At 37.0% G+C, this 25,284-nt stretch carries 21 protein-coding genes and 2 pseudogenes; 15 read left to right on the forward strand and 8 right to left on the reverse strand.

The genetic code is table 11. The annotated features are described in order from the left end of the window. Nucleotides 1-9: 9 nt before the first annotated feature. Complete coding sequence (locus tag NST21_RS13655; protein WP_340889611.1) at nucleotides 10-813, reverse strand: alpha/beta fold hydrolase; 804 nt, start codon at nucleotides 811-813, stop codon at nucleotides 10-12. Nucleotides 814-970: 157 nt separating this feature from the next. On the opposite strand from NST21_RS13655, the gene NST21_RS13660 reads away from it, so the two are divergent. Beyond that, the gene (locus tag NST21_RS13660) at nucleotides 971-1,408 is read left to right on the forward strand and encodes a hypothetical protein (RefSeq protein WP_340889612.1); all 438 of its coding nucleotides are present in this window, start codon (nucleotides 971-973) and stop codon (nucleotides 1,406-1,408) included. 66 nt (nucleotides 1,409-1,474) lie between these two features. Here NST21_RS13660 and NST21_RS13665 read toward each other — a convergent pair whose 3' ends face one another. Both NST21_RS13665 and NST21_RS13675 read right to left on the reverse strand, forming a co-directional pair. Then, complete coding sequence (locus NST21_RS13665; RefSeq protein ID WP_340889613.1) at nucleotides 1,475-2,263, reverse strand: alpha/beta fold hydrolase; 789 nt, start codon at nucleotides 2,261-2,263, stop codon at nucleotides 1,475-1,477. A 1,072-nt stretch (nucleotides 2,264-3,335) separates the two neighbouring features. Further along, entirely contained in the window at nucleotides 3,336-4,124 is a 789-nt protein-coding gene (locus NST21_RS13675) for an alpha/beta fold hydrolase (protein WP_223305279.1), read from the reverse strand. 534 nt (nucleotides 4,125-4,658) lie between these two features. Here NST21_RS13675 and phaQ point away from each other — a divergent pair. The 10 genes from phaQ to NST21_RS13725 all read left to right on the forward strand — a co-directional run bounded on the left by phaQ (nucleotide 4,659) and on the right by NST21_RS13725 (nucleotide 15,235). Beyond that, a complete protein-coding gene (phaQ, locus tag NST21_RS13680; RefSeq protein ID WP_053346010.1) occupies nucleotides 4,659-5,099 on the forward strand; it encodes a poly-beta-hydroxybutyrate-responsive repressor in 441 nt (146 codons plus the stop codon). Beyond that, on the forward strand, nucleotides 5,080-5,631 hold the full coding sequence (locus NST21_RS13685; protein ID WP_057213883.1) for a hypothetical protein: 552 nt from the start codon (nucleotides 5,080-5,082) through the stop codon (nucleotides 5,629-5,631). The genes phaQ and NST21_RS13685 overlap by 20 nt, the downstream gene beginning before the upstream one ends. Nucleotides 5,632-5,996: 365 nt before the next feature. Next, nucleotides 5,997-7,427, forward strand: a complete 1,431-nt coding sequence (locus NST21_RS13690) for a sigma-54 interaction domain-containing protein (protein WP_340889615.1) — start codon at nucleotides 5,997-5,999, stop codon at nucleotides 7,425-7,427. A 304-nt stretch (nucleotides 7,428-7,731) separates the two neighbouring features. Further along, entirely contained in the window at nucleotides 7,732-8,496 is a 765-nt protein-coding gene (locus NST21_RS13695; RefSeq protein WP_057213876.1) for an SDR family NAD(P)-dependent oxidoreductase, read from the forward strand. A 24-nt stretch (nucleotides 8,497-8,520) separates the two neighbouring features. Continuing rightward, nucleotides 8,521-10,110 carry a class I adenylate-forming enzyme family protein gene (locus NST21_RS13700; RefSeq protein ID WP_340889617.1) on the forward strand — a complete coding sequence of 530 codons (1,590 nt, stop codon included), beginning with the start codon at nucleotides 8,521-8,523 and terminating at the stop codon, nucleotides 10,108-10,110. A gap of 85 nt (nucleotides 10,111-10,195) precedes the next feature. Then, nucleotides 10,196-11,521, forward strand: coding sequence for an MFS transporter (locus NST21_RS13705; RefSeq protein WP_340889619.1), 1,326 nt, complete (start codon nucleotides 10,196-10,198; stop codon nucleotides 11,519-11,521). Nucleotides 11,522-11,638: 117 nt separating this feature from the next. Then, a complete protein-coding gene (locus tag NST21_RS13710) occupies nucleotides 11,639-12,268 on the forward strand; it encodes a hypothetical protein (RefSeq protein WP_340889621.1) in 630 nt (209 codons plus the stop codon). Then, entirely contained in the window at nucleotides 12,246-12,818 is a 573-nt protein-coding gene (locus NST21_RS13715) for a polyhydroxyalkanoate biosynthesis repressor PhaR (protein WP_340889622.1), read from the forward strand. The genes NST21_RS13710 and NST21_RS13715 overlap by 23 nt, the downstream gene beginning before the upstream one ends. Nucleotides 12,819-12,836: 18 nt before the next feature. Continuing rightward, nucleotides 12,837-13,901 carry an alpha/beta fold hydrolase gene (locus tag NST21_RS13720; protein WP_340889624.1) on the forward strand — a complete coding sequence of 355 codons (1,065 nt, stop codon included), beginning with the start codon at nucleotides 12,837-12,839 and terminating at the stop codon, nucleotides 13,899-13,901. Between the two features lie 152 nt (nucleotides 13,902-14,053). After that, on the forward strand, nucleotides 14,054-15,235 hold the full coding sequence (locus tag NST21_RS13725) for a M20 family metallopeptidase (RefSeq protein WP_340889626.1): 1,182 nt from the start codon (nucleotides 14,054-14,056) through the stop codon (nucleotides 15,233-15,235). 561 nt (nucleotides 15,236-15,796) lie between these two features. Here NST21_RS13725 and NST21_RS13730 read toward each other — a convergent pair. Continuing rightward, entirely contained in the window at nucleotides 15,797-16,843 is a 1,047-nt protein-coding gene (locus tag NST21_RS13730; protein ID WP_340889627.1) for a phosphotransferase family protein, read from the reverse strand. Continuing rightward, the gene (locus tag NST21_RS13735; protein ID WP_340889629.1) at nucleotides 16,803-18,029 is read right to left on the reverse strand and encodes an acyl-CoA dehydrogenase family protein; all 1,227 of its coding nucleotides are present in this window, start codon (nucleotides 18,027-18,029) and stop codon (nucleotides 16,803-16,805) included. Before NST21_RS13735 ends, NST21_RS13730 begins: the two co-directional genes overlap by 41 nt. A gap of 839 nt (nucleotides 18,030-18,868) precedes the next feature. Here NST21_RS13735 and NST21_RS13740 point away from each other — a divergent pair. The 3 genes and pseudogenes from NST21_RS13740 to NST21_RS13750 all read left to right on the forward strand — a co-directional run. After that, nucleotides 18,869-19,090, forward strand: a pseudogene (locus tag NST21_RS13740) (GntP family permease); the annotation flags it as partial. A gap of 112 nt (nucleotides 19,091-19,202) precedes the next feature. Next, complete coding sequence (locus tag NST21_RS13745; RefSeq protein WP_053346022.1) at nucleotides 19,203-19,946, forward strand: type II toxin-antitoxin system SpoIISA family toxin; 744 nt, start codon at nucleotides 19,203-19,205, stop codon at nucleotides 19,944-19,946. Further along, on the forward strand, nucleotides 19,947-20,126 hold the full coding sequence (locus NST21_RS13750) for a hypothetical protein (RefSeq protein WP_340889630.1): 180 nt from the start codon (nucleotides 19,947-19,949) through the stop codon (nucleotides 20,124-20,126). It abuts the gene before it with no gap. A 290-nt stretch (nucleotides 20,127-20,416) separates the two neighbouring features. On the opposite strand, the gene NST21_RS13755 is transcribed toward NST21_RS13750, so the two are convergent. After that, nucleotides 20,417-21,373 carry a sensor domain-containing diguanylate cyclase gene (locus NST21_RS13755; protein ID WP_340889632.1) on the reverse strand — a complete coding sequence of 319 codons (957 nt, stop codon included), beginning with the start codon at nucleotides 21,371-21,373 and terminating at the stop codon, nucleotides 20,417-20,419. Between the two features lie 621 nt (nucleotides 21,374-21,994). On the opposite strand from NST21_RS13755, the gene NST21_RS13760 reads away from it, so the two are divergent. Beyond that, nucleotides 21,995-24,565 carry a helicase-related protein gene (locus tag NST21_RS13760; RefSeq protein ID WP_340889634.1) on the forward strand — a complete coding sequence of 857 codons (2,571 nt, stop codon included), beginning with the start codon at nucleotides 21,995-21,997 and terminating at the stop codon, nucleotides 24,563-24,565. Between the two features lie 81 nt (nucleotides 24,566-24,646). Here the strand turns inward: NST21_RS13760 and NST21_RS28845 are convergent, their stop codons facing one another. Together NST21_RS28845 and NST21_RS13765 are read right to left on the reverse strand one after the other, a co-directional pair. Beyond that, nucleotides 24,647-24,763, reverse strand: a complete 117-nt coding sequence (locus NST21_RS28845) for a hypothetical protein (protein ID WP_445670517.1) — start codon at nucleotides 24,761-24,763, stop codon at nucleotides 24,647-24,649. Between the two features lie 215 nt (nucleotides 24,764-24,978). Next, nucleotides 24,979-25,125 (reverse strand): annotated as a pseudogene (locus NST21_RS13765) (IS110 family transposase); the annotation flags it as partial. Nucleotides 25,126-25,284: the final 159 nt, after the last annotated feature.

A 25,284-nucleotide genomic window follows, 5' to 3' on the forward strand; every position in this document is an offset into this window, starting at 1 on the left:
TTCGTAACTTTATAGATGAGCTAGAAACTGAATAACTTTGTCATTTGCTTCCTCAGTTGCTTCTGTTATGTAAATGTGGCCAGCACCGGATACGGTGTGAAACTGAGAACCCTGAATACGTTCAGCTAACATTTTACCGTTTTCATATGGAACCAAATTATCTGCATCACCGTGTATAATCAATGTTGGTATGTTTATTTTATCAAGTTCATTGGATGTATCATGAGTTAGACAAGCTTGTAGTTGAGACAGATATGCGCTTGGCGGAGTAATGATTTCTATTCGCTTTTGGATATCTTCATGAATTAATTCAGGGTGCTTCTCAATAAAAGCTTGACTATAAACTATTGGTGCCGCTAACCAGGCATTATCCCTTGGAGAACCTGTAAGGGAGGCTCGAGATACCATTAAAGCAGATATTTCTGGAGCAGGTTGAATATGAGTAGTACCACCCGCAGTGGTACAACCTAGAACAAGAGAACGAACACGTTCTGGATAAGTGATTGCCAGCCTTTGGGCAATCATTCCACCCATTGAAATTCCATATACATGTGCTGAGTCAACCGAAACAGCATCAAGGACCGCTCTTGCATCCTCAGCCATCATTTCAATAGAATATGGCTGTTCAGGCTTACTGCTCTTACCAACACCACGATTGTCAAAAACGATTACTTTAAAGCGCTTAGCTAAAGTGGGCAACGTTCTATGCCATGATGAAGAGTTATAGCCGAGTCCCATTATCAACAATAAAGGATCACCTTGTCCGTGAACCTCATAGTAAAGGCTTTCATTGTCATGATTTACGAATGGCATGAAAATACCTCTTTTCTGTAATTAATATTTTATTCATTATATATGATTCTATTATGTGATCGTACCAAATATTTTAAAAATTGCTAATTGACTAAAATCCTATACTACATTACGCTTAATCTGGACCCCATAGGGGTTAGTAGATTAGGAGAATAGAATGCCAGGTATGGAAAATGAGACATATATTGAATATAAAAAGCTTGAAGAAGAGTGGAATAAACATATTAAACAGACGGCAAATTGCGAACGATTCGTATTGCTGGTAGAAGAGTTAGTAGGGTCACACCTAAACCAAGTCCAGGACCAAAGAGCCATTATTAAATATTGGTTGGACTTCATGAATTACATGAGTAAAGAAGAGATAGTTAATGTTGCTAAACATTATATTATGAATGAAACTAAACTAGATCATTTAGATGACATAACATACAACATATCAAAAAAATGGAATGAAAAAGGTAACTTCACTTCCTTGAAAGAAGTATTGAATGAGATGAGTTTTGTACTTAAAGAAAGTCGTATGGAAATGATGAATAATGAAATCAATAATTTAAAGGATGAACTAAAAGAGGTAAAGTTGCTCTTTGTAAAGTGACGCAAACTTGCCAGTTCCAAAGGAAACAATTAAAGAATGTAGAGGGAAGGATGAACTCCTTCCCATTTATCCAGCTTTTTCAGTCAGTCCGTTTTCATTTAAAAAGTGACGCAATGTATGATTGAATTTTTCCGTTACTTCAAGCTTTGCAATATGCCCTGATTTCTTAAGAATAACTAATTTAGAATTAGGGATTAGCTCGTGCATAAGGATCTGTATCCAAACTGGGATTATTGAATCATATTGACAACCAATAACAAGTGTAGGAACCTTTATTTCTGGCAACAAAGAGCGATTATCGACCTCAAGGCATGCTTCCATAGATTTTACATAACCTTCTTTGTTTGGTTTGTAAAACTTGTAGAACTCATCCATATTCTCCTGTTTCCAAGAGTATAAACAAGTTTTGGCAGCCATTAATTTTTGCTCCTCGGAAGACAACAAGAGAGCCCGTGCCTTTCGAACAGGGAAAAACATTGTTCTTAATTGAACTGGAGCATGATAAAACGTACTGACTAGAATTAAGGATAGGCATCTCTCTGATGCTTGCCGATAAATTTCCTGTACTACAATACCCCCCATTGACATTCCACAAATGTGTGCGCTTTCTATTTTTAATTCATCAAGTAAGGACAAAATATCCTTCGCGAAATTTTTAATCGTTATTCCGTCCATTCTTGGATTATTGCCATGTCCTCTTAAATCAGGAACAATCAGGTCATACTGATCTGCTAATTCAAACTGTTTCTCCCAACCTTCCTTTATTTCACCAAGTCCATGAATGAGAACTAAAGGTTCGCCATTGCCAGTACGCAAATAGGGCATTTCGTCTTCACTAACAGCTGTCGTTTTCACATTCAAAACCTCCTTAACTTGTTTTAATAGAGTTTCCATAATTACGGATGGTTAATCACTTGTAATTGAGTGTTTAATAATTGTTTCTATAATCTTTTGCCTTCTTTCCGGTAAAAAGTTAATCTTGTGCAGTTGTATGGTCTCTTGCTCAAAATGTGTGGCATCTAAAAGAACTAGACCCTCTTCATAGCATGAAAAGGAATGGAGTCCTGCACTTTTTCCAGCATATTATTTCTGAGATTTCTTGACTAAACGGGAATAGGAAGCAACGGAGGATGTATATCAGAAACGTGATTGTTACATTCGCAGCGAAAGTTAAGGTCATGTTTTAATCTTTTTATCAAGTCCTTGATAGTAGGGAGGCGCTCGACAATCCTTTCGAACAAAGAATATATCTTCCAGCATCAAATCTAAAATAACTATTTTGAAATGGAAGGCGAAATAATATCCAGTCTTAAAGCGTAGGACTCCTGAATCCCCTAGAGCTTCTTTGTCTTATATTACGTGTTGGGAGTCACCACTGTTCTAAATGGATGTGAATAATAAATTCATTCAATTTACCTAAAGATATGCTGAATTGCTTTAAAATCATAAAGTGACGAATAGGGTTATTTCAATAAGTTTAATAAAGGTTAAAATGTCAACAAATTAACGTTAAAGTAGGACTTGTCTCTTAATGAACCGATGATTTTGTCCCCCGATGTTGTTCAAATAATTTGATTTCCCCTCAAAGCCGTGTAAAGAATGATATCCTTTGCACATATTCAGCTAATTAATTTCTAATCATGCAAAAAAACTCACTCAATTCGAATGAGTTTTTGATTATGTAAAATAACTCCCGTGCTCCTTCTGTAACTGTTTCAAAGGAACGGATTTGGATGGGAAAATAAAATCTAAGCATTAACAATCAATGTAGTGGTCAATGTTCAATAAAATAAAGAAGAAATGCTTCCATTGAAAAAGGAATCATTTCTTCGATTCTGAGACTGAATTATTGGTGTTGACCTAGAATTAATAATATTCTTTGATTCCAATGGGTAGATAAAAGGGAAGAAAGTACTCCTTCGACAAATTATCCAGCTTTTTCAGTCAGTCCGTTTTCATTTAAAAAGTGACGCAATGTGTGATTGAATTTTTCCGTAACTTCAAGTTTTGCAATATGTCCTGATTTTTGGAAAATAACTAGATCAGAGTTAGGGATTTGTTCGTGCATAAGAATCTGTATCCAAACTGGGGTTATTGAATCATATTGACAGCCAATAACAAGTGTAGGAACTTTAATTTTCGGCAATAAAGAGCGATTATCGATTTCTAGGCATGCCTCCATAGATTTAACGTAAGCTTCTTTGTTTGGTTTATAAAACTTGAAGAACGCTTCCATGTTCTCCTGTTTCCAAGAGTATAAACAAGTTTTGGCAGCCATTAATTTTTGCTCCTCGGAAGACAATAAGAGTGCCCTTGCCTTTCGAACAGGGAAAAAGATTGTTCTAAACTGTGCTGGGGCATGATAAAACGTACTGACTAAAATTAAGGATAGGCATCTTTCTGGTGCTTGCCGATAAATTTCCTGTACTACAATACCCCCCATTGACATTCCACAAATATGAGCGCTTTCTATTTTTAATTCATCAAGTAAGGACAAAATATCCTTTGCAAAATTTTTAATCGTTATTCCGTCCATTCTTAGATTATCACCATGTCCTCTTAAATCAGGAACAATCAGGTCATACTGATCTGCTAATTCAAACTGTTTCCCCCAACCCTCCTTTATTTCACCAAGTCCATGAATGAGAATTAAAGATTCGCCATAACCAACACGTAAATAAGGCATTTCGTTTTTACTGACAGCTGTCTTTTTCACAATCAAAACCCCCTTAACTTGTTTTGATTTAATTGCCATAAATACGAAGAATGAAACAATGGTAATTGCATCGATGTCCGCATGCTCTCTTTTAATGTAACGTCAAGCTGCTAGTAATAAAATTTTCGTACAATAGTGGATGAGCTCGCCATTCACTCCACTCGTACATATACCATCAGCATAGTTCAATTCTTAGGAGCACCCAACCATGGCTATTTTGAAATAAAACGCAAGACAGAATCCAAATTTTGTTTGAATCAAACGTTGTAGGTTCTAAGTCGTATAATTCCTGGATGCCATTTCTTTGTCTAACAAGCGTTTTGAGTCACCACCATTCTCAAATAGTTTGGTCCGTAATTGACTAATTCGAGATTTAGCAAGATATTCCTTTTTCTGTAAGATCAAAACCTTACCCCATGGTGGCTTATTTTTGAAATTTCAGTCAATTGCATTATATATATATGTGCTCGCTTGACTTGTAATTACTTATAGGTGTAAAATACATATATAGATTAATTATCGAGGTGAAATTGGATGGCAAAAGACAACAAAGAACAATCATTAGCCCCTTCGAAAAATTTTATTATGCCATTTATTTTGTTACTTCTCAGCGGATTTTCTTTACATGGCTACGAGCTTATCCAAAAGCTGCAAAACTTTGGGTTCCAAACCCTTGATCAAGGGAACTTATATCGGCTATTGCGAAAACTGGAACAAGATAATTTAGTGAGTTCTGAATGGGATACCACAGGCAGTGGTCCCGCTAAAAGGAAATATTCGATCACAGACGCTGGTGTTGCTTACTTAAGAACCCATGCAACCCATTTGGAGAACTACCAATCCATGTTGGATCAATTTTTCCGTATGTATTCAAGTTTTTTAGAGCTCTATATGCCTTCATTTCAGATGAGGGATTCAATAGAGAAATCTAGCAAGAATAAGGGGAGGAACAAAAATGAGTCAAAAGAAGAATGAACAAATTGAAAAGGCCTATATTTCTGAATCAATCGTTAATACAGTTTGGAATCAGTATGAAGGTGCTATTGAGCGGTCCCGTAAAGTGCTTGAAAATCAAGAGGAAGTATACATTAGGACACTTGAGGAAACCTCAAAGTTCAATGCTGAACTTCGTAAATCACTCACATCCTTTTACGAAGGAAATAAAAAAGTAAATGCGGATGTTATGAACTCATTCCAAAGTAATAAAGCGGAGGAAGTTTTGTCAGAGGGACATCGTTCTTTCATTAATGAAGGACAGGAAGTCGTGAATCGATTCGAAAACATTATGTTAACTCCATTAAAATCATCCTTTGATATAATGGAGCGATTTGAAAAGAGGGCTGTTGAAAACAATAAAGCCTATGTAGAGAACTTACAAACACATAGAAAAGAACGTACAGCTAATTCAAACGAATACATTAATCTTGCTAGAACAGCACAGCTTAGATTATTACGTCGTGTGGAAGACGGTTTTAAAGTTATGGTAGGTTCAGGGGTAAATAAGTAGTAGAGTGTAAGCTCGAGACCGTTAATTATTAAAAATGAAAAATCTCATTGAGAAATAACCATGAACAGGTACTTTCCATTAGTACGTGTACGGGTTATTTTTTTTGGCCATTTTTAAATTCATCCAACTAATTAGAAGTTTTGTAAAGAATTCGTTAACTATGTAGAGTATAGTGAAAATTCTGAAAAAGCAAAAGGTATTTCAAACAATTTGGAGAATTAAATAAATAAATGTAATTGAGTACATTTTGAATCACCTATGTTTTTTGATTCGAAAATTCATCATCCTATTTATCTAAAACAAAAAGTTTATTTAAAAACGCTTTACCTGTTATTCTTACAAAACACTCTTTAGGGGCGAATGAAATGCAAAATATGTATACAATTGGTGACTTCATCATATCTCAGGACACCAAGATAGAAAGTGTTGACAATACAGACATCCAAAACATCTTAGCTTCCATATTTCAGTCAAGTTACGATGGGATATACGTTGCCGACAAAAATGGTAATGGAATGATGGTAAATCATGCATATTCAAGAGTTACTGGTGTGAAAAGCCAGGAACTTCTTGGTAAAAATATGAAAACAGTGGTGAAAGAGGGCCTAGTTTCTGAATCCGTTACAATGAAAGTTTTAGATGGTAAAGCGCCAAAAACGATTATTCAGACTGTAAGAGGAAAGGAACTATTAGTCACTGGAAATCCTGTATATGACAAGAATGGGGAAATTGCTTACGTTGTAACGAATGTAAGGGATATAACGGATTTAAACCATATGAAGACCGAACTGCAAAATTCCATAAATTTAACCCAAAAATATTTAAATGAAATCGAGGAACTTAAAAAAAAGGAAATGCTGCATATGAACCTTGACGGATCCGTAGCCCAAAGCCAAGAGATTATAAAGGTTTTTCTTCTTGCTAAAAAACTGGCAAAAGTCGATTCAACTTTACTCATCTTAGGTGAGTCCGGCGTCGGGAAAGAGGTCATCGTTAAATACCTACACCAAGAAAGTGAACGCGCAAACCAACCTTTAATTAAAGTGAATTGTGCAGCCATACCAAAGCACCTTCTTGAATCTGAACTATTTGGATATGAAAAGGGCGCATTTACAGGTGCGGACAGTCGTGGAAAACCTGGTTTATTTGAACAGGCAAATGGGGGTACGATTTTTTTAGATGAGATTGGGGACATGCCAATCGATCTTCAAGTTAAATTATTAAGGGTTTTACAAGAATTTGAAATCACTCGTGTCGGCGGGAGAAGTAGCTTCAAAATAGATGTAAGGGTTGTTTCCGCGACACATAGGAATTTGGAGGAAATGGTCGAAAATGGTGAGTTTAGAAAGGATCTTTACTACCGATTAAATATTGTTCCCATTAAAATACCAGCATTACGAGAAAGGAAAGCAGATATCGTACCGTTAGCCTTCTATTTTTTAAATAAAATGAACAAAAAGAACCGATTAAATAAGCGTTTTCATCCGGAAATCATTCGTTTCTTCGAGGAATACCCATGGCCTGGTAATATTAGGGAATTGGAAAACTTGATTGAGAGATTAGTTGTAACGGCCGATCTGGAACAAATAGGCTTGGAGGATTTGCCACCAAGTATGTTACAAGGATTAGAACTTAAACAAAATGTAAAGAGTACATTAAAAGAAATCATTGAAAAAGTTGAACGAAAGATAATAAAAGAGAAAATTCAAGAATATAAAACAACACGTAGCACGGCTAAAGAATTAGGCATCAGTCAATCGGCACTTGTAAAAAAAATGAAGAGATTAGGTTTGTAAACACGGTAAATGATGAAGAAAGTAATCAAGGGCAATTTATATAATCCATTATGGTCAACGTAAATTCGTTGGCTTTTTTTGCAATAAATAAAGTTTTACTACCCCGATTCATTGCTATATAAACATATTTCGGGTAAAAAAGGTGCCATGAAATAATTTTTTTAATCCAATTATAAAAGCTGGCACGGCAATTGCATTAACTAATTATTGTGTAAGTCTAAAAAAAATATATAAATGGCGGTTTGATTATTCTTTTGCTGAAACAAAAGAACAGTCATTCAAAAAGGGGAAGGGGAAAAAGAGTATGAATTTGCCTACATTTAATCTAGCAGGAAAGATTGCACTAGTAACAGGAGGTAGTAAAGGTATTGGATTTGGAATGGCTCAGGCTTTAGGCCATCATGATGCAACAGTTGTCATTTCCAGCCGAGGAACTGAGGAAGGAGAACGAGCGGTTTTACAGTTAAGGGAAGAAAATATTGATGCACACTACATTTCTTGCGATGTTACTAAAAAGTCTCAAGTGGAAGATTTGGTTAGCCAAATTGTCGATAGATTTGGTTCACTTGATATTTTAGTGAACAATGCGGGACTCAATATTCGTAAGCCATTAATTGACATAGAAGAAAGCGACTGGGATACAGTTTTAGAAGTTAATTTAAAAGGAATCTTTCTAGTTGGTCAAACTTGTGCAAAACAAATGATCAAACAAAGCTATGGAAAAATAATCAATATCTCATCAATTTTAGGAACGATTGGAATGCCATTCCAAACATCTTATGCTGCAAGTAAAGGTGGCATTAACCAAATGACAAAAGTTTGGGCGGAAGAATTAGCTGCATATAATATTACCGTTAATGCAATTGGACCAGGATATATAAAAACTCCGATGACTGGTGACTGGCTCTCTGACCCTGAAAGGCTTCAAAAGATAATAGATTCTGCAATGATCAAACGAATTGGAGAAATTTCAGACTTGGTAGGGCCAGTGGTTTTCTTGGCTTCTGATACATCTGCGTATGTTACGGGCCAAATATTGAATGTCGATGGGGGCTGGACTGCAAGATAAATAGCTAGTTAAGGAGGTATGAAAATGAACATCGTGGAAGAAATGCATTTTAATCGTAAAATGAAGGTTTTCGGAAAACGGCCAAAAAATATCATGTCTATGTTGAAAGAAACGGTTGAACAATATCCCGAAAAAGAAGCACTGGTCATGAATGGAATTCGACTCACATATCAAGAGATGCTCGATAAAGTGGAAAATATTGCCGGTAATTTACAAAACTCTTTGCTTGTTGGGAAGGGAGACCGTGTGGCCCTTTTATTGGGGAATAGTATCGAGTTCTCTTTACTAGTGTTTGCTTGTGCGAAAATTGGCGCCATAGTTGTGCCATTAAATACGAGATTAAAAGAAAAAGAACTTTCTTATATGGTAGGACATTCCGGCACCAAAATTTTGATTACGGATGATGAATTTTTACCTAAAGTAGAAAACTTGAGGGATGAAGATTCAATCATAAATGTTCAAAATTATTTCTTGATTGGAAATGGAACACCAAGGCGAAAAGACTATCTTCCTTTTGAAGTCCTAGAACAAAAATCTTCAGTTGTAAACATAAATGTCTCGGAAGATGATGAGTTATTCATTATGTATACTTCAGGTACAACGGGACTTCCAAAAGGAGCCATTGGTAGTCATTTAGGAGCCATTCACAGCTCAATGAATTATGAACAGGTATTAAAATTAAATCAAGAAACACGGACATTAATCGCTGTTCCTCTCTTTCACGTCACCGGCTTGATTGGCCAGTTATTGCATATGGTTAGAATAGGCGGGACATCCGTTATCATGAGTAGATATAGGACGGAAGAATATATTCGTTTAACAGCTGAAGAAAATGTTTCCTTTTTATTTAACGTCCCAACCATCTATGTCATGATGATGTCTCACCAAGATTTTCCAAATTATAGGTATCCAAAGGTAAATTGTATTGCCTTTGGTGGTGCACCTATGTCTTCCGAAACTATTAATAATTTAAAAAGGCATTTTCCGAATGCCTATCTGCATAATGCTTACGGCGCAACCGAGAGTACTTCACCAGCAACAATAATGCCACAATCCTATAATCAAAACAAGATTGTTTCGGTTGGATTGCCGGTTCCTGTTGGAGTATTAAAAGTGGTTAATGATAAGGGTGAACCATGTTTACCTGAAGAAGTTGGAGAATTATTAATGAAGGGACCAATGGTGGTTGAGGGCTATTGGGACAATGAGGTAGCGAACCAAGCATCATTCATTGATGGGTTCTGGCGCTCAGGAGATTTAGCAAAAATAGACCAGGATGGTTTTGTATATATTATGGACCGTAAAAAAGACATGATAAACCGTGGTGGGGAAAAAATATTCTCGATTGAAGTAGAAAATGTTTTATATAATCATCCAAAAGTATTAGAAGCCGCTGTAGTAGGAATTCCAGATCCTCTCTGGGGCGAAGTCGTAAAAACCTTTATCATACCCAAGGCTGATGAAACCATAGAAAAGCAAGAAATAAAAGATTTTGTTTCCGAATATTTAGCCAATTATAAAGTCCCAACAGAAATTCAATTCGTAGAAGAATTTCCTCGTAATTCGGCAGGCAAAGTTTTAAAGGCCGAGTTGAAGAATCTTCTGCTTAATTAAAATTTCACACTATTTAGTAGTAAAGCATCTCTAATTATTTATTGCGGATTGATTTACCATAATCTATGTAGAGGAAGCGATCAAATTGAATAAAATTGTGAAAAAAGCATGGAACTACCGTTATGTCGTTCTTGTCGTTCTTTGGCTGGTCTATATTATTAATTATTTTGATAGGATGGCAGTCTTAACCTTCCTTCCATTTATTCAGGAAGATTTAAACTTAACCCCAGTCGAAGTAGGACAACTTGCATCCGTGTTTTTCTTTGCTTATGCTGCTGCTCAAATAAGCGCTGGTTATCTTGCTGATAAAATTGGTCCTAAAAAGGTTATGTACATTGCAATATTGGTATTCACTGTTATTACAGCCTTAACAGGAGCTGTCAAAAACTTCACCCAGTTTTTATTATTACGTATTGGCTTAGGATTTGGAGAAGGACATCATTTTGCCCCAGCAATTCGGGCAATAAACAACTGGTTTCCTCAAAATGAAAAAGGAAGAGCCACTTCTTTTTTCGCAACTTCATGGGCTGTTGCTCCCGCAATTGTGCCAGTCATAGTCACTAGTATCTCTTTCTACTTTTTTGGGGGGGATTGGAGACCGGTATTCTATGTTCTTGCTATTCCGGGTGCGGTTGCAATTTTTTTACTGTGGTTTTTTGTATCGAATACCCCAAAAGAAATGATTGCTAAAGGGAGAATGAGTAAGGAACAGGATATTGATGGACAAAACGATTCTCCAATTGAAAAGATGTCGAAGGAAGAGAAAAGAAAAACCTACGGGCTTTTCTTAAAAGACTTTCATTTTTATGTCTATACTTTGCTTCTTTTTTGTCAATTGGCCGTTTATTGGGGAACTACTACCTGGTTAACTAGTTTTTTGGTTACGCAACATGGGATGAATATTAAGGAAATGGGCTTCTTCGGTTCTGCCCCTTATATCATTGCTTTCTTCGCTATGTTATTAGGGGGATGGCTGATGGATAAAGTTCTTGGCCGTATGAAACCTGTTGCTTTAATTGGAGGGATAGGTAGTATTCCTGTATTGTGGATGCTTGGAGCGATAGACAGTGGGAAACCTGCCCTGTTGCTCACTCTGCTCTTGCTTGTCGGTTTCTTTGTTAACTTAAACTTCGGCTCAATTTATGCTTTTTTGCCTAAACGCTATCCAAAGGAAATAGTCGGAAGTGCTACTGGGTTATCTAATGGTATTGGTCAACTCGGTGCTTTTGTGTCTCCTCTTGTCGCGGGTTATTTAGTAACTGTAGGGGCGGATGGTACACAAGACTTTGGTAACGTTTTTATATTTTTTGCCTCAGTAGCGGCCCTGTCTGTTGTTTGTGCAATCATACTAAAAGAAAAGCCGGTATCGGATTCAGTTATTCCAACGGTAAACCAAGAGAAGGTTATTTAAGGTTGTTTAGTAATTTTTGTTATCTCTGATTATTTGTGGGTAAGGGAAGTATATATGAATTTTTGACGAAGTCCTTTAATTAATGACTTCGATCGTAAAGCGTGGAGGGGAAAAATAATGGCAAAAATACACCAAATCGAAAAAAATACTTCAAATTCAAGTTTAGACCTTTTATGGGATCAAGCGTTTGAACAATTAGATGCTTGGGTTGAAAGAACGGAATTTCGTGAGGAAGTACTCCTTCAATCTGTTCTCCAATTTGCAGAAAATGTTAAAAGGAATCATAAAAATAGTAAAGAACTCAGTGAACAATTTTCTAAAGAACTGCATCATTGGGAAAAAATCTCTAGAGAGGAACTTCTCAACGCAACGACTGTCCTGCAATATTTTTTCCCAGTAAAGTCCTATGAGGAAATTAACAAACAATTAGATGATGTGCAAAACAATACAGTAAAGTTAACATCAGGGGCTAATCTGCTAAATGGCGAACATGTTGACAACTTTGTGTCCGTGTTAAAAGACCATGTTGAATTTAGACAAAATAACCGCTATTTGTATGTGGAAAATATGAAACAAACTGCTTCCATTATCCAGAATAAACAACGTGATTTCTTGAAAATAATGAATAACCAAATGAAAAATGTGTTTTTTCCTTTTCATACATATATGGAGGGATTAAACGAATCTATAAAATCAAATCAAAATACAGGGGGTTCTTCAGAAAATGGTAGATCAAAAAACATTTGATCCTTATGATATGTTTAAAAAATTTAGTGATCAATGGGAAAAACAAGCAAATGATTTCATCAAAGGATCGTCAAATGATCCGGAATTTGTAAGCTATTCAAGATTAACCTCGGATACCCAAGCACGTTATCTGGAGTTTTTTAAAAAGAACCAGGAGTTTTTCGCCAATCAATGGAACGTACCTACTAAAGCAGATTTGTCTAACGTAGCGAAATTAGCTATCCAAACGGAAGAAAAATTGGACTCGCTGGAAGAACAGTTATGGAAATTACAAGATTCTGTTGATTCCTCCAATAAGGAAATGGAAAGCATTACTGAAGTTTCCCGTGACATTATTAAGCTAGTAAAACAGCTAAAAAAAGAGCAAACGATATCCAAAAAAGAGTTAGAAGAGGTAAAACAGTTGAAATCAAATCTCCAAGAAGTGAAAAGTGAATTGGCAGAAATCCATAGCTTAAAAGAGGAGATTCTGATTCTTAAAGAGCTAATGGGCAAAAACATTGATACAAAAGCAAAACAAGAACAAAACCTAGCTGTTACATCTAAATGATAATGAGGAGGAATAAATTTGGCTACGGAAACTTTAAATAAAAATACAATTCCCTCTTTCGATTTTGAAAAAGAGATGACGCGTTGGAACGAATTTTCAAATGCCATCAGTGGACCTGAACTAAGTGAAGGTCACACTCCAAGACATGCTATTTGGAAAAAAAATAAGGCGACATTATGGCATTATCCTACCGTTGAAAAAAAATATGATGTTCCTGTCTTTATTGTTTACTCGCTAATCAACCGCCCTACTATCCTAGATTTTGCACCTGGTACCAGTGTAATAGGAGGCCTTGTAAACAGTGGCTATGATGTTTATTTATTAGACTGGGGGATTGCGGGATACGAAGATAAAGACATTACTTTGGGTGATTATGTTGTTGACTATATTAAAAAAGGTGTAGGGCGAGCATTAAGGCATGCGGGTGCAGATGAAGTGTCTGTAGTCGGGTATTGCCTGGGAGGTACACTTGCAGCCATGTATGCCGCAATTGCGGATGAACCAATTAAGAACTTGGTATGTGCGGCGGTACCAATTGATTATAGTGTGCCTGCCATGCCTGAGAAATGGGCGGAGGGACTAAAAGAAGGTGCTTTTAATATAGACCGCTTCATTGATGTTTACGGATTAATTCCTCCTGTCTATATTGAAGCAATGTTTAGATCCATAACTTCTCCAATCTATTACAGTCCTTATGTTACACTTTTGACCCGTGCTAATGATAAGCGTTTTGTGGAAAAGTGGCGGCGTATGAACCAATGGACAAAAGGCCATGTACCCTTAACTGGAGAAGCTTTCCGACAAATAAGTAATGACCTCATGAAAGAAAATAAACTCGTTAGGGGCGAGTTCACTATTCGTGGTAATAAAGTCGATTTGGGTAAAATTAAGTCAAACCTATTAGTTGTTATCTCAAAAAATGATAACCTTATACCTCAAGAACAAAGCCTGCCATTGATGGATTTGGTTTCAAGTGAAGATAAAACCCATCAACTTGTGGAAGCTGGTCATGCTTCATTGGCATTAACTGGGAAACTTTCAGGCATATTAGATAGTTGGTTATGTGATCGTTCAAATCATTAAGTATATCCAATAAAAGTTAGTGATAGAAACCTAGGACCTAATTATTCTCCTGTCTCCAAATATATTTGGAGACAAGTGGATTTTTGGTATTTGTGAATAAAATTTTAAGCTGAAAAACCTAAAGAAGAATCATTCTAAAAAGGTGGGATTGGATGACTGATTTGCATTCTATTTTTGAACTTATTGATGAATCAAAATCTGTTCGATTTCTACAATCACTTATTCAAGTGAACAGCGTGAATCCACAAGGAAATGAAAAAAAGGTGGCTGAGGTCATCCAAACTTATTTAAAATCATCAAACCTTCAAGTCGAATTGGATGATCTCGGTAACGATCGTGCAAATCTATTTGTAACATACCCGAATGTGAAATCAGATGATAGATATTTAGTGTATAGTGGGCATTTTGATACGGTCCCTACGGGTAAGGTAGAGTGGAAACACGACCCGTTTTCCGGCCAATTAATAGATAATAAAGTATTTGGTCGAGGGGCAACCGATATGAAAAGCGGTGTAGCTGCAATGGTCCTCGCTTTAGAATGTATCGAACGTGCTGGTGTTCATTTAAATGGGAAGTTGCAGTTTGTCGGCACTGCAGGAGAAGAGGTTGATGGTTACGGTGCAAAAAAAGTCGTAGAAAAGGGACAAATAGATAAAGCTACTGCGTTAGTTGTATCGGAACCTAGTGAAAACGAACTGTATACATCTCATAAAGGCTGTCTATGGCTAGAAATTATTACTTACGGAAAAACGGCCCATGGATCAATGCCTGACCAAGGGATAAATGCCATTACGGCGATGAACGAATTAATGAATCGCCTCCATACCTATGAATTTGAATACTCTCCACATCCACTATTAGGCTACCCAACTATTAATATTGGAACAATTGAAGGTGGAGTAAAAACAAATGTTGTGCCTGATCAGTGTAATTTAACTCTAGATATACGAACTGTCCCTGGACAAGATAATGACAGCATTTTACATGATATTGAGAATATGATCAAGGAGATTTCAGAGAAGTCACAGTCAACATATCAAATAAAGGTTATTAATCGAATGGATTCCGTATCCACAAATGAATTTGATGATTTCGTAAAACTTGCTGTTCAAACAGGGAAGAATCACGTTAATTTAGACCTACGGCCCTCAGGTGTTAATTATTATACTGACGCTTCAGTGTATTGGCCTCATTTACGAATTCCAACTATTATAATTGGTCCCGGAAACCCACGACTTGCTCACCAGCCGGATGAATATGTAGAAATTGATAAGTTTTTGGAATCTATTCGTTATTTTATTGCCCTTTCCATTGATTATTTAGATGGGGAATAGTATGGATTATAGAAACACAACATTAGTCTAGTCAATGGTTTTTCTTTTCGGATTATTATAGAAAAACAGTAAAGGTGAAGTCCAACAGATTTCACCTTTACTGTTTTACCATGTTGTTGGTAATATTATTTTTCTTTTTTTCTAGATTGCTTTTCGTCATATCGCAGAAGGAATCGAACATGAAGAACAAGGGAATTTCCTCAACAGAATTCATGGGAAATTGGTCAAGATATCACTTGAATCCTTTTATTCGGAAACAGATCTCTGAATACTATGAAACCACCTATAGAAGAAAAACTTCACGACCATTTGGAACAGAAATGGCCGTGAAGTTTTTCTGTCTTGGTCTGTTTTTTTTTATGGAAATGTAACTAATACGAAATGTCCTAGTGTCTAGCACCAGACACCATCGGCTCGAGGGCATTTGCTAATCAATCTGTTGAGGAAGATGACTAATCTAGCTTACTGATGTCCGTCAGTCGCTGATAAGAGGGACTTTGTTCTTTTAAACTTTTATTTAAATTTTAACCCAAGGTGTGGATAGACATATCCAAATGTTTCTTATAACAATTCACGGTTTTTTGCTCGATTTGCTTGATGCATTAAATTTTTGATTCCAATGTGTAAATGTTCAAACCGGCTGTCCTGACTATCCCCATTTTTCCAACGATAATAAAGCTGCTGAAGGACAACGGCTATCTTATAGAAGGCAAAGGTTAGATAATAGTCAATATCACTGAGACTGTTGCCACTTTTTAATGCATAAAGGTTGGCAATTTCCCTACGTGTTAGGAATCCTGGCTTGCTAGTAACGGAGGTGAGTCCTGTTTCGGTTTCACCTGGCTCGGTCCAATAAGCCAAGCTGATGGCGAGATCCGTTAATGGATCACCGATTGTGCTCATTTCCCAGTCAAAAACAGCCACGGCTTCAGGGCTATTGTAGGAAAACATCATATTATTCAATTTGAAGTCATTATGCACAATACTGGAAAGTGACGAGGAGGGAAGCTTGCCGAGCAGCCACTGCTCGGTTTCACCTACCCCGTCTAATTCATCTGTTTTCGACCGTTCGTAGCGTTTAATCCAGCCTTTGACTTGACGTTCGAGATATCCATTCGGTTTGCCGATCATATTGAGCCCGGCTGCTTGATAATCAATGCTGTGTAAACATGTAAGTGTATCGACAACCGTTTCCGAGACTGCCCTAGCATATGCTTGATTTCCATCCAACTCAGGGGGAAGGGAATCATCAAGGACAAGCCCTACCTTCTTTTCCATTATATAAAATTGCTTATCCGTAATGGCTGGGTCATCACAATATAAAAACGGTTTTGGTGCCAAAGGAAAAACGGGATTAAGCTTGCCCAAAATCGTAAACTCTCGCTTCATGTCATGTGCATTTGGCGGGAGGTCTCCGAATGGTTGACGACGAAAAACACCCTCCCACTTTCCGATATTGATTTGGTACGTAATATTCGAGTAACCTGCAGAGAAAGCTTTAGCCTGCAGTGAATCATTCGGTAAAAAAGGAATATGTGAGCGGATGTAGTTTTCGATTACATTCCAATCAATTTGACTGGCTTGTGTTTTGGACTGGTTTTTGGACATTGGATTTCCCCCCCATGAACTCCTTGAGTTCCAGCTTGGCTACTACGCTGCGATGGACTTCATCCGGACCGTCATAGATTCTGGCAGTCCGTGCTTCACGGTAAAAGCCTTCAAGTGGCGTATCCCCTGTAATTCCGAGAGCGCCATGCACTTGAATGGCTCGGTCGATGACATCATGCAGCACTTTTGCTCCAAAATATTTGATTCTTGAGATTTCTTTACGAGCTTGATCACCATTGTCCAATTTCCAGGCAGCATGTAGCGTCATTAGACGAGCAGCTTCAATATCAGCAGATGAATCAGCAATGAAGTTTTGGATCGATTGGAACTCGGTTAGTGTTTTTCCACGTGTCACACGTCGAGAAGCGTAGTCAAGCATTAAATCGAAGCTTCGTTTCGAAACGCCAATCCAGCGCATTGCATGGGTGATTCTTCCTGGTCCAAGCCTTAGTTGGGCAAGCTTAAACCCTTCACCACACTGTCCTAGAAGGTTTTCTTTAGGAATGCGGCAGTTCGTATACCGAACTTCACAATGGCCACCAGTATAATGATCGCCGATAATGGGTACTTCACGAACGATTTCAAAACCAGGATTATCAGAATCGACGAGAAACAAGCTGAATCTTTGATGACGTGGAGCCTCCGGATCTGTCATCGCCATTACAATGGAAAACGATGCACCGATAGCGCCTGTTGTAAACCATTTATGGGCATTAATGACCCATTCATCGCCCTCCAGTTCAGCTCGGGCCTGAAGTGTCGTAGGGTCCGATCCGGAAACTTCTGGTTCTGTCATCGCAAAGCAGGAGCGGATATCACCGTTGGCAAGAGGCACCAAGTACTTCTCTTTCTGTTTCGGGGTGGCTGCCTTCCATAGAATTTCCCCATTTCCAGCATCAGGTGCCATAGAGCCGAAAATGTATGGACCAATTGGACTTCTACCGATTACTTCAGACAGTAAACCGAGGGAAACGAAGCCCATCCCCATTCCATTAACTTCTTTTGGTAAATGACCGGCCCATAATCCAAGCTCTTTCACCCGTTCCTGTAATGGTTTTAAAATATCATCCGGCAGGCCGCGATGTGGAACCATATATTTTTCATTTGGGTAAACGAACTCGTTCATAAATGCAGTTGCTTTTTCAATCATGATTTGTTGTTCTTCAGAAGGGTTAAAATTAAACAATAAAATCACTCCTTAAATTTTTTCATTGGTAATACATGCAAGAATAATGCCAGGTCAAGGGCCGTTTAGTTGCGTTCTAATTCTAAAATACATGATTACTATTCGAATCGAGGTGCAAAGTTTTTTTGAAAATAATAATAGGATTGAGATGTATTAGAAAATGAGAAAACTTTGAAACTATATAACTATCTTTAATCAAGCTATGATGAATTTATATTGCCAATGTGATCGGATATGGAATCATGGGAGGGAGGCATATAAAAAATAACAGGGTGACATAGAGAAGAATTGATTTGTAAAGTACTACGGGACATTAAACGGGAAGGTTTCATTTTAGAATCAATCACTTAAAAGCAAAAGAGCAGCCAACTGATTATGATCATCCAGCTAGTAAGGGAAAGAAGTTCTGGAGACTGGTAACAAGAAGGTAACACTAAAGTATGGAATAATGTCAATAATCTATTATTAATTTAAGGAATACACTGTAGTAGCTTTTTGGTAAAAAGCAAGGACGGCATCATTCAATGTAGCGGGGGCGTTGCTCGATCTTGGGGAATAGGATGTAGGTAAATTAGTGAATGCATTTATATTCCCTGGACCCAACCAACTCTAGTTTAAATTAGATTTTGAAAGTGATTACATTATTCATCAATGATTCCAAATAGAATCGGTCCATTTTATCGAGGATGCCTAGGACAGTGCTTTAAAAAGCTCTTAGAAAGACACCCTGTTAAAAAAATAAATGGTAAGCATATTTGTTAGTAGCTGTCGTCCAAGCTGTTTCTGTTATTATGAATTGAGAAGCAAGTACAGGAAAGGCTGTTTCATTAACCCCAGAATCAGGAAAATCAAGTATTTTCACACGTCCTCTAATAAATGGTTAGGTAACTACTACTATCCTTGCTGGAATCACGGGTTCTGCATCAGGAGGGATGGATTCCCTTCCTCACAATGGTGAGGTTATTACTTTACTTGTCATTACAGGACTATCACACCGTCAATCGTACCGAGATATGTTAGTGTCTTATTTATATAGGGAAAAACTCTCCACCGGCACATAAGTTTCACACTCCCTATGCAGGGAAAAGATGTATATATACTGAATAATATATAGAGAGATATATGAGAAAGGTAACAGCTGTATGAGGGGCAGGGTGATAAAACGATGTGTTAATGTTTTTCAGAGTCTTTGTGTGGATTGTATTTATAGCTTTATTAGCATATGTTGTTCTTTCCTGGAAATTTAAAGACAAGGTAAGTAGGAAGATTGAAGCGATTAGGAAAACCTGGTATGTCATTTTTATATTGGGAGCATTAATTTATTGGAGTTTCTATCCGAAAAGTATATTCATTGAGTGGAAGAACTTTTTGATTATGGCGATTGTGTTTGTTCTGGTGGATATGTTTGTGTTTTTGAGTATGTATATATCCAAAATCGGCGATAATGAACTTTCCTATGCCACAAGGGCTGTTGCGGAAAGTGACAAACTTTTAACAGACAACCGCGAAAAGGTAAAAAATATGTTTCACCTTTTGAAAAAAGAGGGAATTCCGGAGTATTATCAAACGAATAAGGAATACCTAGCTTACTTGAGTATTCTGCTTCAGGCCTATGCCGCTAAAGAGGGGATGAACGTGAAGATTCTCCCTTTTAAAACGGAACAGGACAAGCAATTGGTGCTAAATGGGCATCCGAACTTGAATGGCAGTATCATCCGTGCTACATTGGAAAGAGAAGATACGTATTATAACGATGAAGAAAAAATGGCATTGCAGCCTGTAAGTATTTTAATGGAACCCTATATCCTAAACGTTAAATCAGAAAGCTTCGTTTCAGAAGTGGATTGTTTATTAATAGCATTATTGATCATGATGTTTGATATGGTCATAAAACAAAAGCAAGGTGGTGAAGGATGAATGAGCATTTATGATAAAGCAGGCAGCGAGATTTCAGTTGCCGTAATCAAACCGAAGGTCAAGATTCCCGATGTAGGATTAAGTCCTCATACTAAAAAGGTGATGAAACAGAATGAACGCATTATCCTGAATCAAAAAGAAAAAACTGCACGATTCAGCCGATTAAGAGACGTACTATAAGAATAAGGGCAGAGGAAAATTCCTCTGCCCTTATGATATTTAGAGGAAATATGCATATACTATTCAAAACTAAAGAATAGGAAGGGTCTTTCAGTATATGAACAAAAAACCCGAGAGAGTGAACATCCCGACCCCCTCCGCTTCACCATCTGAGAAACGGATACATAAAGAAAATGCGAACTTGCTGAAGCTTCTGCAAAGGTTGAAAGCGAAACGTTGGATCTTTTTACGATAATGGAAGACCAGTGTTTATTACACACTGGTTTTTTTATTTATTTAGAAGTGCAAAATCATTCTTGATAGTATCGGATTTTTTTTCGTCCAGACTCTTTAGCCTTATACATTGTCCAATCCGCTTTTTTCAATAGTGACTCCATTTCGGTACCGTTGTCAGGATAAAAACTTATCCCGATGCTTGCGGAGACAAAATAAACATTTCCATTAATGTGAATGGGCATGGTGGATAATTGTTTTAAAATGAATTCAGCCTTTTGTTGGGTGCATATTAAGAGATCCTCACACTGAGATGTAGGTAACAAAACAATAAATTCATCCCCGCCGATTCGTGCCACATAACTATCCTCGGGTACAAATTGCAATAGACATTCAGCCGTCCTTTTAATAACAGAGTCTCCGACATCATGACCAAAAGAATCGTTAAAATATTTAAAATGATCCAAATCAATATAAAGTATAGCCATTTCATTGTGCATTTTATCCTTATTATAATTGAAATAATTATAAATGAAGTTCCGATTATAGAGACCTGTCAATGAGTCCCTGATAATCCCATTTTCAAGAACGATTGATTGGCTGATTAAAGTTGCCAAAGACTTAATGAGTATCACATCATACTCTTTGAAATCAAAAGGTTTAATGTCAAAAGCACAAAGTGTCCCGAAGATATTATTCCCATTTGTAAGGGGATAGCCCATAAAACATCCGTTTCCAATAACCTTCGTTATAGGATGATCACTTGTCAATGGATGTTGCTTCAAGTTGGGGATAACAAGCGGTTCCAAATCATTTTCAACAACTAATTTGCAAAAAACCATATTATAAGGAAGGGTGTCTCCTTCAAATATTAACTCTGCATTTCGGTTAAAAGATTTGATCATAAAACTTTGTAAAGGACTACGAATAGAAAGGAAGAATGTATTGACCTCTATCGTATGAGCTAATAATGCTAATACCTCTTTTGCGATAGAGTCGAAATTTTTATAGTAATTGATATCATGCTGAATCATTTTCAGGCTCCCCTTTTTCTATAGTCTTTTTAGCTTTTCTGGATGTTATTTTTCATAATCAACTAGAAAGACTCAAGAGCAATATATTGATTGCCGTGACAGTTTGAATTCATTTATAAAGGACACATATTTTGTCGATTATGTAAGTAACACTCTCTATATTTCTAAGTTCAGAATGTTTTGTCAGTATACTCATGATCCTTATTATATTTCGGATAAATTGAAAAATCATTATTTTCCTTACCCTCATTTAAAATCTACCTTATATACCTTTTACATAAGCATTAGTCAATGTATTGTCATTCATACGTTTCCTCTGCAAAATCAATAAGACGTGATTTATATCACTTCTCGATGAAAGTCCATTATAATAAGTAACTAATCTAACTATCATGTATTATACTGTACATGAAATGGTAAGAGTACCATTTACCTAACACACCTGGTATGATTTATCATATTATCTGCAAGGTTGCGTTTGTACGTTTCTTTAACGAACGACTAAGTCCTTATGAATTTTGCAGATAAAACATGCGTGGAGATAATTTATAAAATTGTTTTGGAGAGGATAAATAAGAAAAAGAGTAAACTTACATACAGGAAATTCAAAAGGGGATCATTATGGGAAAATTAGAAAATATATACCCAATTGCAATAGAGAATACAAAACAAAAAATCATCCAGGATATGGATTTTTATTTAGAGAATCAAGAGACATTACCTTCTTATTCGACGTACATATCTGACAGGATGTCTTATATGGAGCAGATATGGATTAATGTCTGGTTGAGTAAGGCTTCAAACGATGTGCCTAGAAAAGAAAAAAGGGGATTTCTAAACGAAAGGGGCTTTGTTACTGAAGGGTCAGATCACAAGCTAATCAACAGCTTGTTCCGCAATGAATTGAAGAGCTATCGTCCTTTTGATGTATTAACCTGGATTAAAAAAACCTTCTCTGAAAATCAGGAAGAATGGGAAAAGAGATATAAAAAAGCAAGGGAAAACTTCTTTAAACGACAAGAAGAACAACGGCTGGCTAATGAGCGGTGGAAAGTACGTGAAAGGCTTCAAGACGAAGCTAATACTTTTTTTGAGGAGAGTTCGCTTCTTTTATATTTGCATGTTAGGTATTATATCGCTGAAATATTAGTAGCTGATCTTCAAAATAAACCGAAATTTCAATATGTTACCCCATATATGCTAGAAGAACAATTGGTGGAAGCAGGTTTGTTTGAATCAACAGAATATTTAATGGTGACTGATTTTTTTGAAGAACTAACAGGTGATATACACTCCTTGTTTGATTGGGGGAAGAATCATTACGAATATGAAAATTATTTTTATAGGTATGAAAGGTTAATTTCAGAGTTTATTTTAGGGTTCGCCCCAAAAAAGTTCATTAACCATTTACCTGCAACACTGCACCATGATTTTTTGGAAGCATATGGGGAAAAATTGACTTCGGGAGCCCTTCAAGGACTGCTTCGAGATGAATTGGCTGATTTGTCACAGGCTTGTTTTGATGAACTTCAAGAAGAATACCTTTCTGATTTACTGAAACTTACGAAGACTCCTTTTGATGAATCATTGCATCAGAAAATATTTGAAGAAGATGAGGAGAACAGGGAAAAAAGAAAAGCTGAAGTATTGGCGGAACAAGCCAGAAGGCAAGCAGAAGAGGAAAGGATTATTGAAGATATTTTTGGAAAGGCCTATACTCCTTCATTAGGAAAAAGGGTTAGGTATGTTTTGCATATCGGTGAGACCAATACTGGGAAGACACATCAGGCACTCAAAAAAATGAAAGCAGCCGAAAGTGGTTTATATCTTGCCCCGCTAAGACTTCTAGCATTAGAAGTGTTTGACAAGCTAAATGCAGAAGGGGTGCCTTGCTCATTAAAGACCGGTGAAGAAGAAAAGTCGGTGGAGGGTGCTAAACATTTCTCTTGTACAGTCGAAATGTTTCATGAAAAAGACTACCATGAGGTAATCGTCATTGATGAAGCCCAAATGATTGCAGATAAAGATCGTGGCTTTTCTTGGTTTCGAGCAATCACGCAAGCAAATGCTAAGGAAGTACACATTATTGGGAGCAGGAATATAAAAATGATGCTTCTCAACCTATTAAATGGAGCAAATTTGGAACTGCATGAATACACACGGGACATTCCCTTGGAGATAGAACCAAGAGAGTTTGGATTGAAGTACACCAAAAAAGGGGATGCGCTTATTTGTTTTTCAAGAAGGCAGGTTCTAGAAACTGCCTCCCGTCTCCAAGGGAGTGGGCATAGTGTCAGCATGATATATGGGAGCATGCCCCCTGAGAATAGAAAACGACAAATTGAGCTTTTTAATCGTGGCGAAACATCTGTTGTTGTTGCCACAGATGCAATAGGAATGGGATTGAACTTGCCAATCCGTCGCATTGTCTTTCTTGAGAATGAAAAATTCGACGGGACACGCAGAAGAAGACTGACATCACAAGAAGTTAAACAAATCGCAGGACGGGCAGGGAGAAAAGGTATTTACGACACCGGAAAGGTTGCTTTTACAGCAGAGATTAAAATAATGAATAAACTGCTTGATCAGGTAGATGAGCCCGTTCAAACTTTTACTATAGCTCCTACTTCTGCAGTATTTGAACGTTTTCAGAAGTATTATCGGCATCTAGGAACATTTTTTGAATTGTGGGAGAAATTCGAGCCCCCAAACGGAACTAAAAAGGCATCCCTCACAGAAGAACGCGAGCTTTACGAGTTGATTCGAGATACTGAAATCGAAGCACGTTTTTCGTTAATGGATTTATATGGTTTCCTACATCTACCCTTTTCAGCAAAAGAACCTAGACTTATCCGGCAGTGGCTAGAGACAGTCGAAGCCATTGCCGAGAGCAGCAATCTACCAGATCCAATCATCAAGACAAGGAATCTAGAGGAATTGGAACTTTCCTATAAAGCCATAGGTCTACATCTTTTATTTCTATACCGAATGGGAAGAAGAACTGAAGCCATTTATTGGGAACGTGTCCGTGAAGAGATCAGTGATGGTGTTCATGATCAGTTAAAAGATGAAATGATTAATTATCAGAAAAAATGCAAGCGATGTGGAAAAAAGTTGCCGGATAGCTTACGGTTTCAAACTTGTGACGCATGCTATCATAAGGGTCAAAGAAGAACACACAGATCCAAATAGCTGAACTTGTTAAAGGAAATTGGCAACTGGTGAATTTAAGAGACAGATCAACCCGAATAAATACGCCTTTAAAAAGCGTCGTTATTCGGGTTGTTGGTCATAATCTGATTTTTTTCCTTCCTCAGTTGGTAAAGCCCCTGACCTTGACCTGTTAAATATTTTGATCCCTAATTCCTCTTCAAATTGCCCAATATGCATGGATCATTCCCTGTATACTTATATATATTTTATTATGAATCCTTCCATAAATAGATCCCGCTCAATCACTATTGATAACGCTCCTAATTTTAAATGGGACCAATTACTCATAATTAAATACTACAACCATGTGATATAATAGTCAATTATGATTTATAAAATTCAAATAATTCAAATAACTCAAACATAATAGAGGACGTCTCCCTGATACATCCGACTTCTCTAATAAAGTCTAGAAGACTTGTCAGCCCTTCAAGTTTATGTGCTACTTTAAAGCTCTTTTTGTATGGCTTCTTTTTATCCAAGAATGATTGAACCTGACTTTCACCTTTTGCTACATCCAGACCAATGACTGGATTCATCGTTTATCTCCTCCTTGAAATACAATTAACCGGTAACCCCTATACCTCCATATAGTTTGATTTAGAATTAGTTAGCAAAATCCTACAGATACTATTCAGAATTTCAACAAGGAAAATTACGATTTTGATATGATCTATACATCTATAATGAGTTAAAAA

This window comes from Peribacillus sp. FSL K6-1552, assembly GCF_038005205.1.
GTDB lineage: Bacteria > Bacillota > Bacilli > Bacillales > DSM-1321 > Peribacillus > Peribacillus butanolivorans.

Coding starts and splice junctions, on each gene's coding strand:
- NST21_RS13655 (WP_340889611.1), bottom strand. CDS start 813: ATGCCATTCGTAAATCATGACAATGAAAGCCTTTACTATGAGGTTCAC.
- NST21_RS13660 (WP_340889612.1), top strand. CDS start 971: ATGCCAGGTATGGAAAATGAGACATATATTGAATATAAAAAGCTTGAA.
- phaQ (WP_053346010.1), top strand. CDS start 4,659: ATGGCAAAAGACAACAAAGAACAATCATTAGCCCCTTCGAAAAATTTT.
- NST21_RS13685 (WP_057213883.1), top strand. CDS start 5,080: ATGAGTCAAAAGAAGAATGAACAAATTGAAAAGGCCTATATTTCTGAA.
- NST21_RS13690 (WP_340889615.1), top strand. CDS start 5,997: ATGCAAAATATGTATACAATTGGTGACTTCATCATATCTCAGGACACC.
- NST21_RS13695 (WP_057213876.1), top strand. CDS start 7,732: ATGAATTTGCCTACATTTAATCTAGCAGGAAAGATTGCACTAGTAACA.
- NST21_RS13700 (WP_340889617.1), top strand. CDS start 8,521: ATGAACATCGTGGAAGAAATGCATTTTAATCGTAAAATGAAGGTTTTC.
- NST21_RS13710 (WP_340889621.1), top strand. CDS start 11,639: ATGGCAAAAATACACCAAATCGAAAAAAATACTTCAAATTCAAGTTTA.
- NST21_RS13715 (WP_340889622.1), top strand. CDS start 12,246: ATGGTAGATCAAAAAACATTTGATCCTTATGATATGTTTAAAAAATTT.
- NST21_RS13725 (WP_340889626.1), top strand. CDS start 14,054: ATGACTGATTTGCATTCTATTTTTGAACTTATTGATGAATCAAAATCT.
- NST21_RS13730 (WP_340889627.1), bottom strand. CDS start 16,843: ATGTCCAAAAACCAGTCCAAAACACAAGCCAGTCAAATTGATTGGAAT.
- NST21_RS13745 (WP_053346022.1), top strand. CDS start 19,203: ATGTTTTTCAGAGTCTTTGTGTGGATTGTATTTATAGCTTTATTAGCA.
- NST21_RS13750 (WP_340889630.1), top strand. CDS start 19,947: ATGAGCATTTATGATAAAGCAGGCAGCGAGATTTCAGTTGCCGTAATC.
- NST21_RS13755 (WP_340889632.1), bottom strand. CDS start 21,373: ATGATTCAGCATGATATCAATTACTATAAAAATTTCGACTCTATCGCA.
- NST21_RS13760 (WP_340889634.1), top strand. CDS start 21,995: ATGGGAAAATTAGAAAATATATACCCAATTGCAATAGAGAATACAAAA.
- NST21_RS28845 (WP_445670517.1), bottom strand. CDS start 24,763: ATGCATATTGGGCAATTTGAAGAGGAATTAGGGATCAAAATATTTAAC.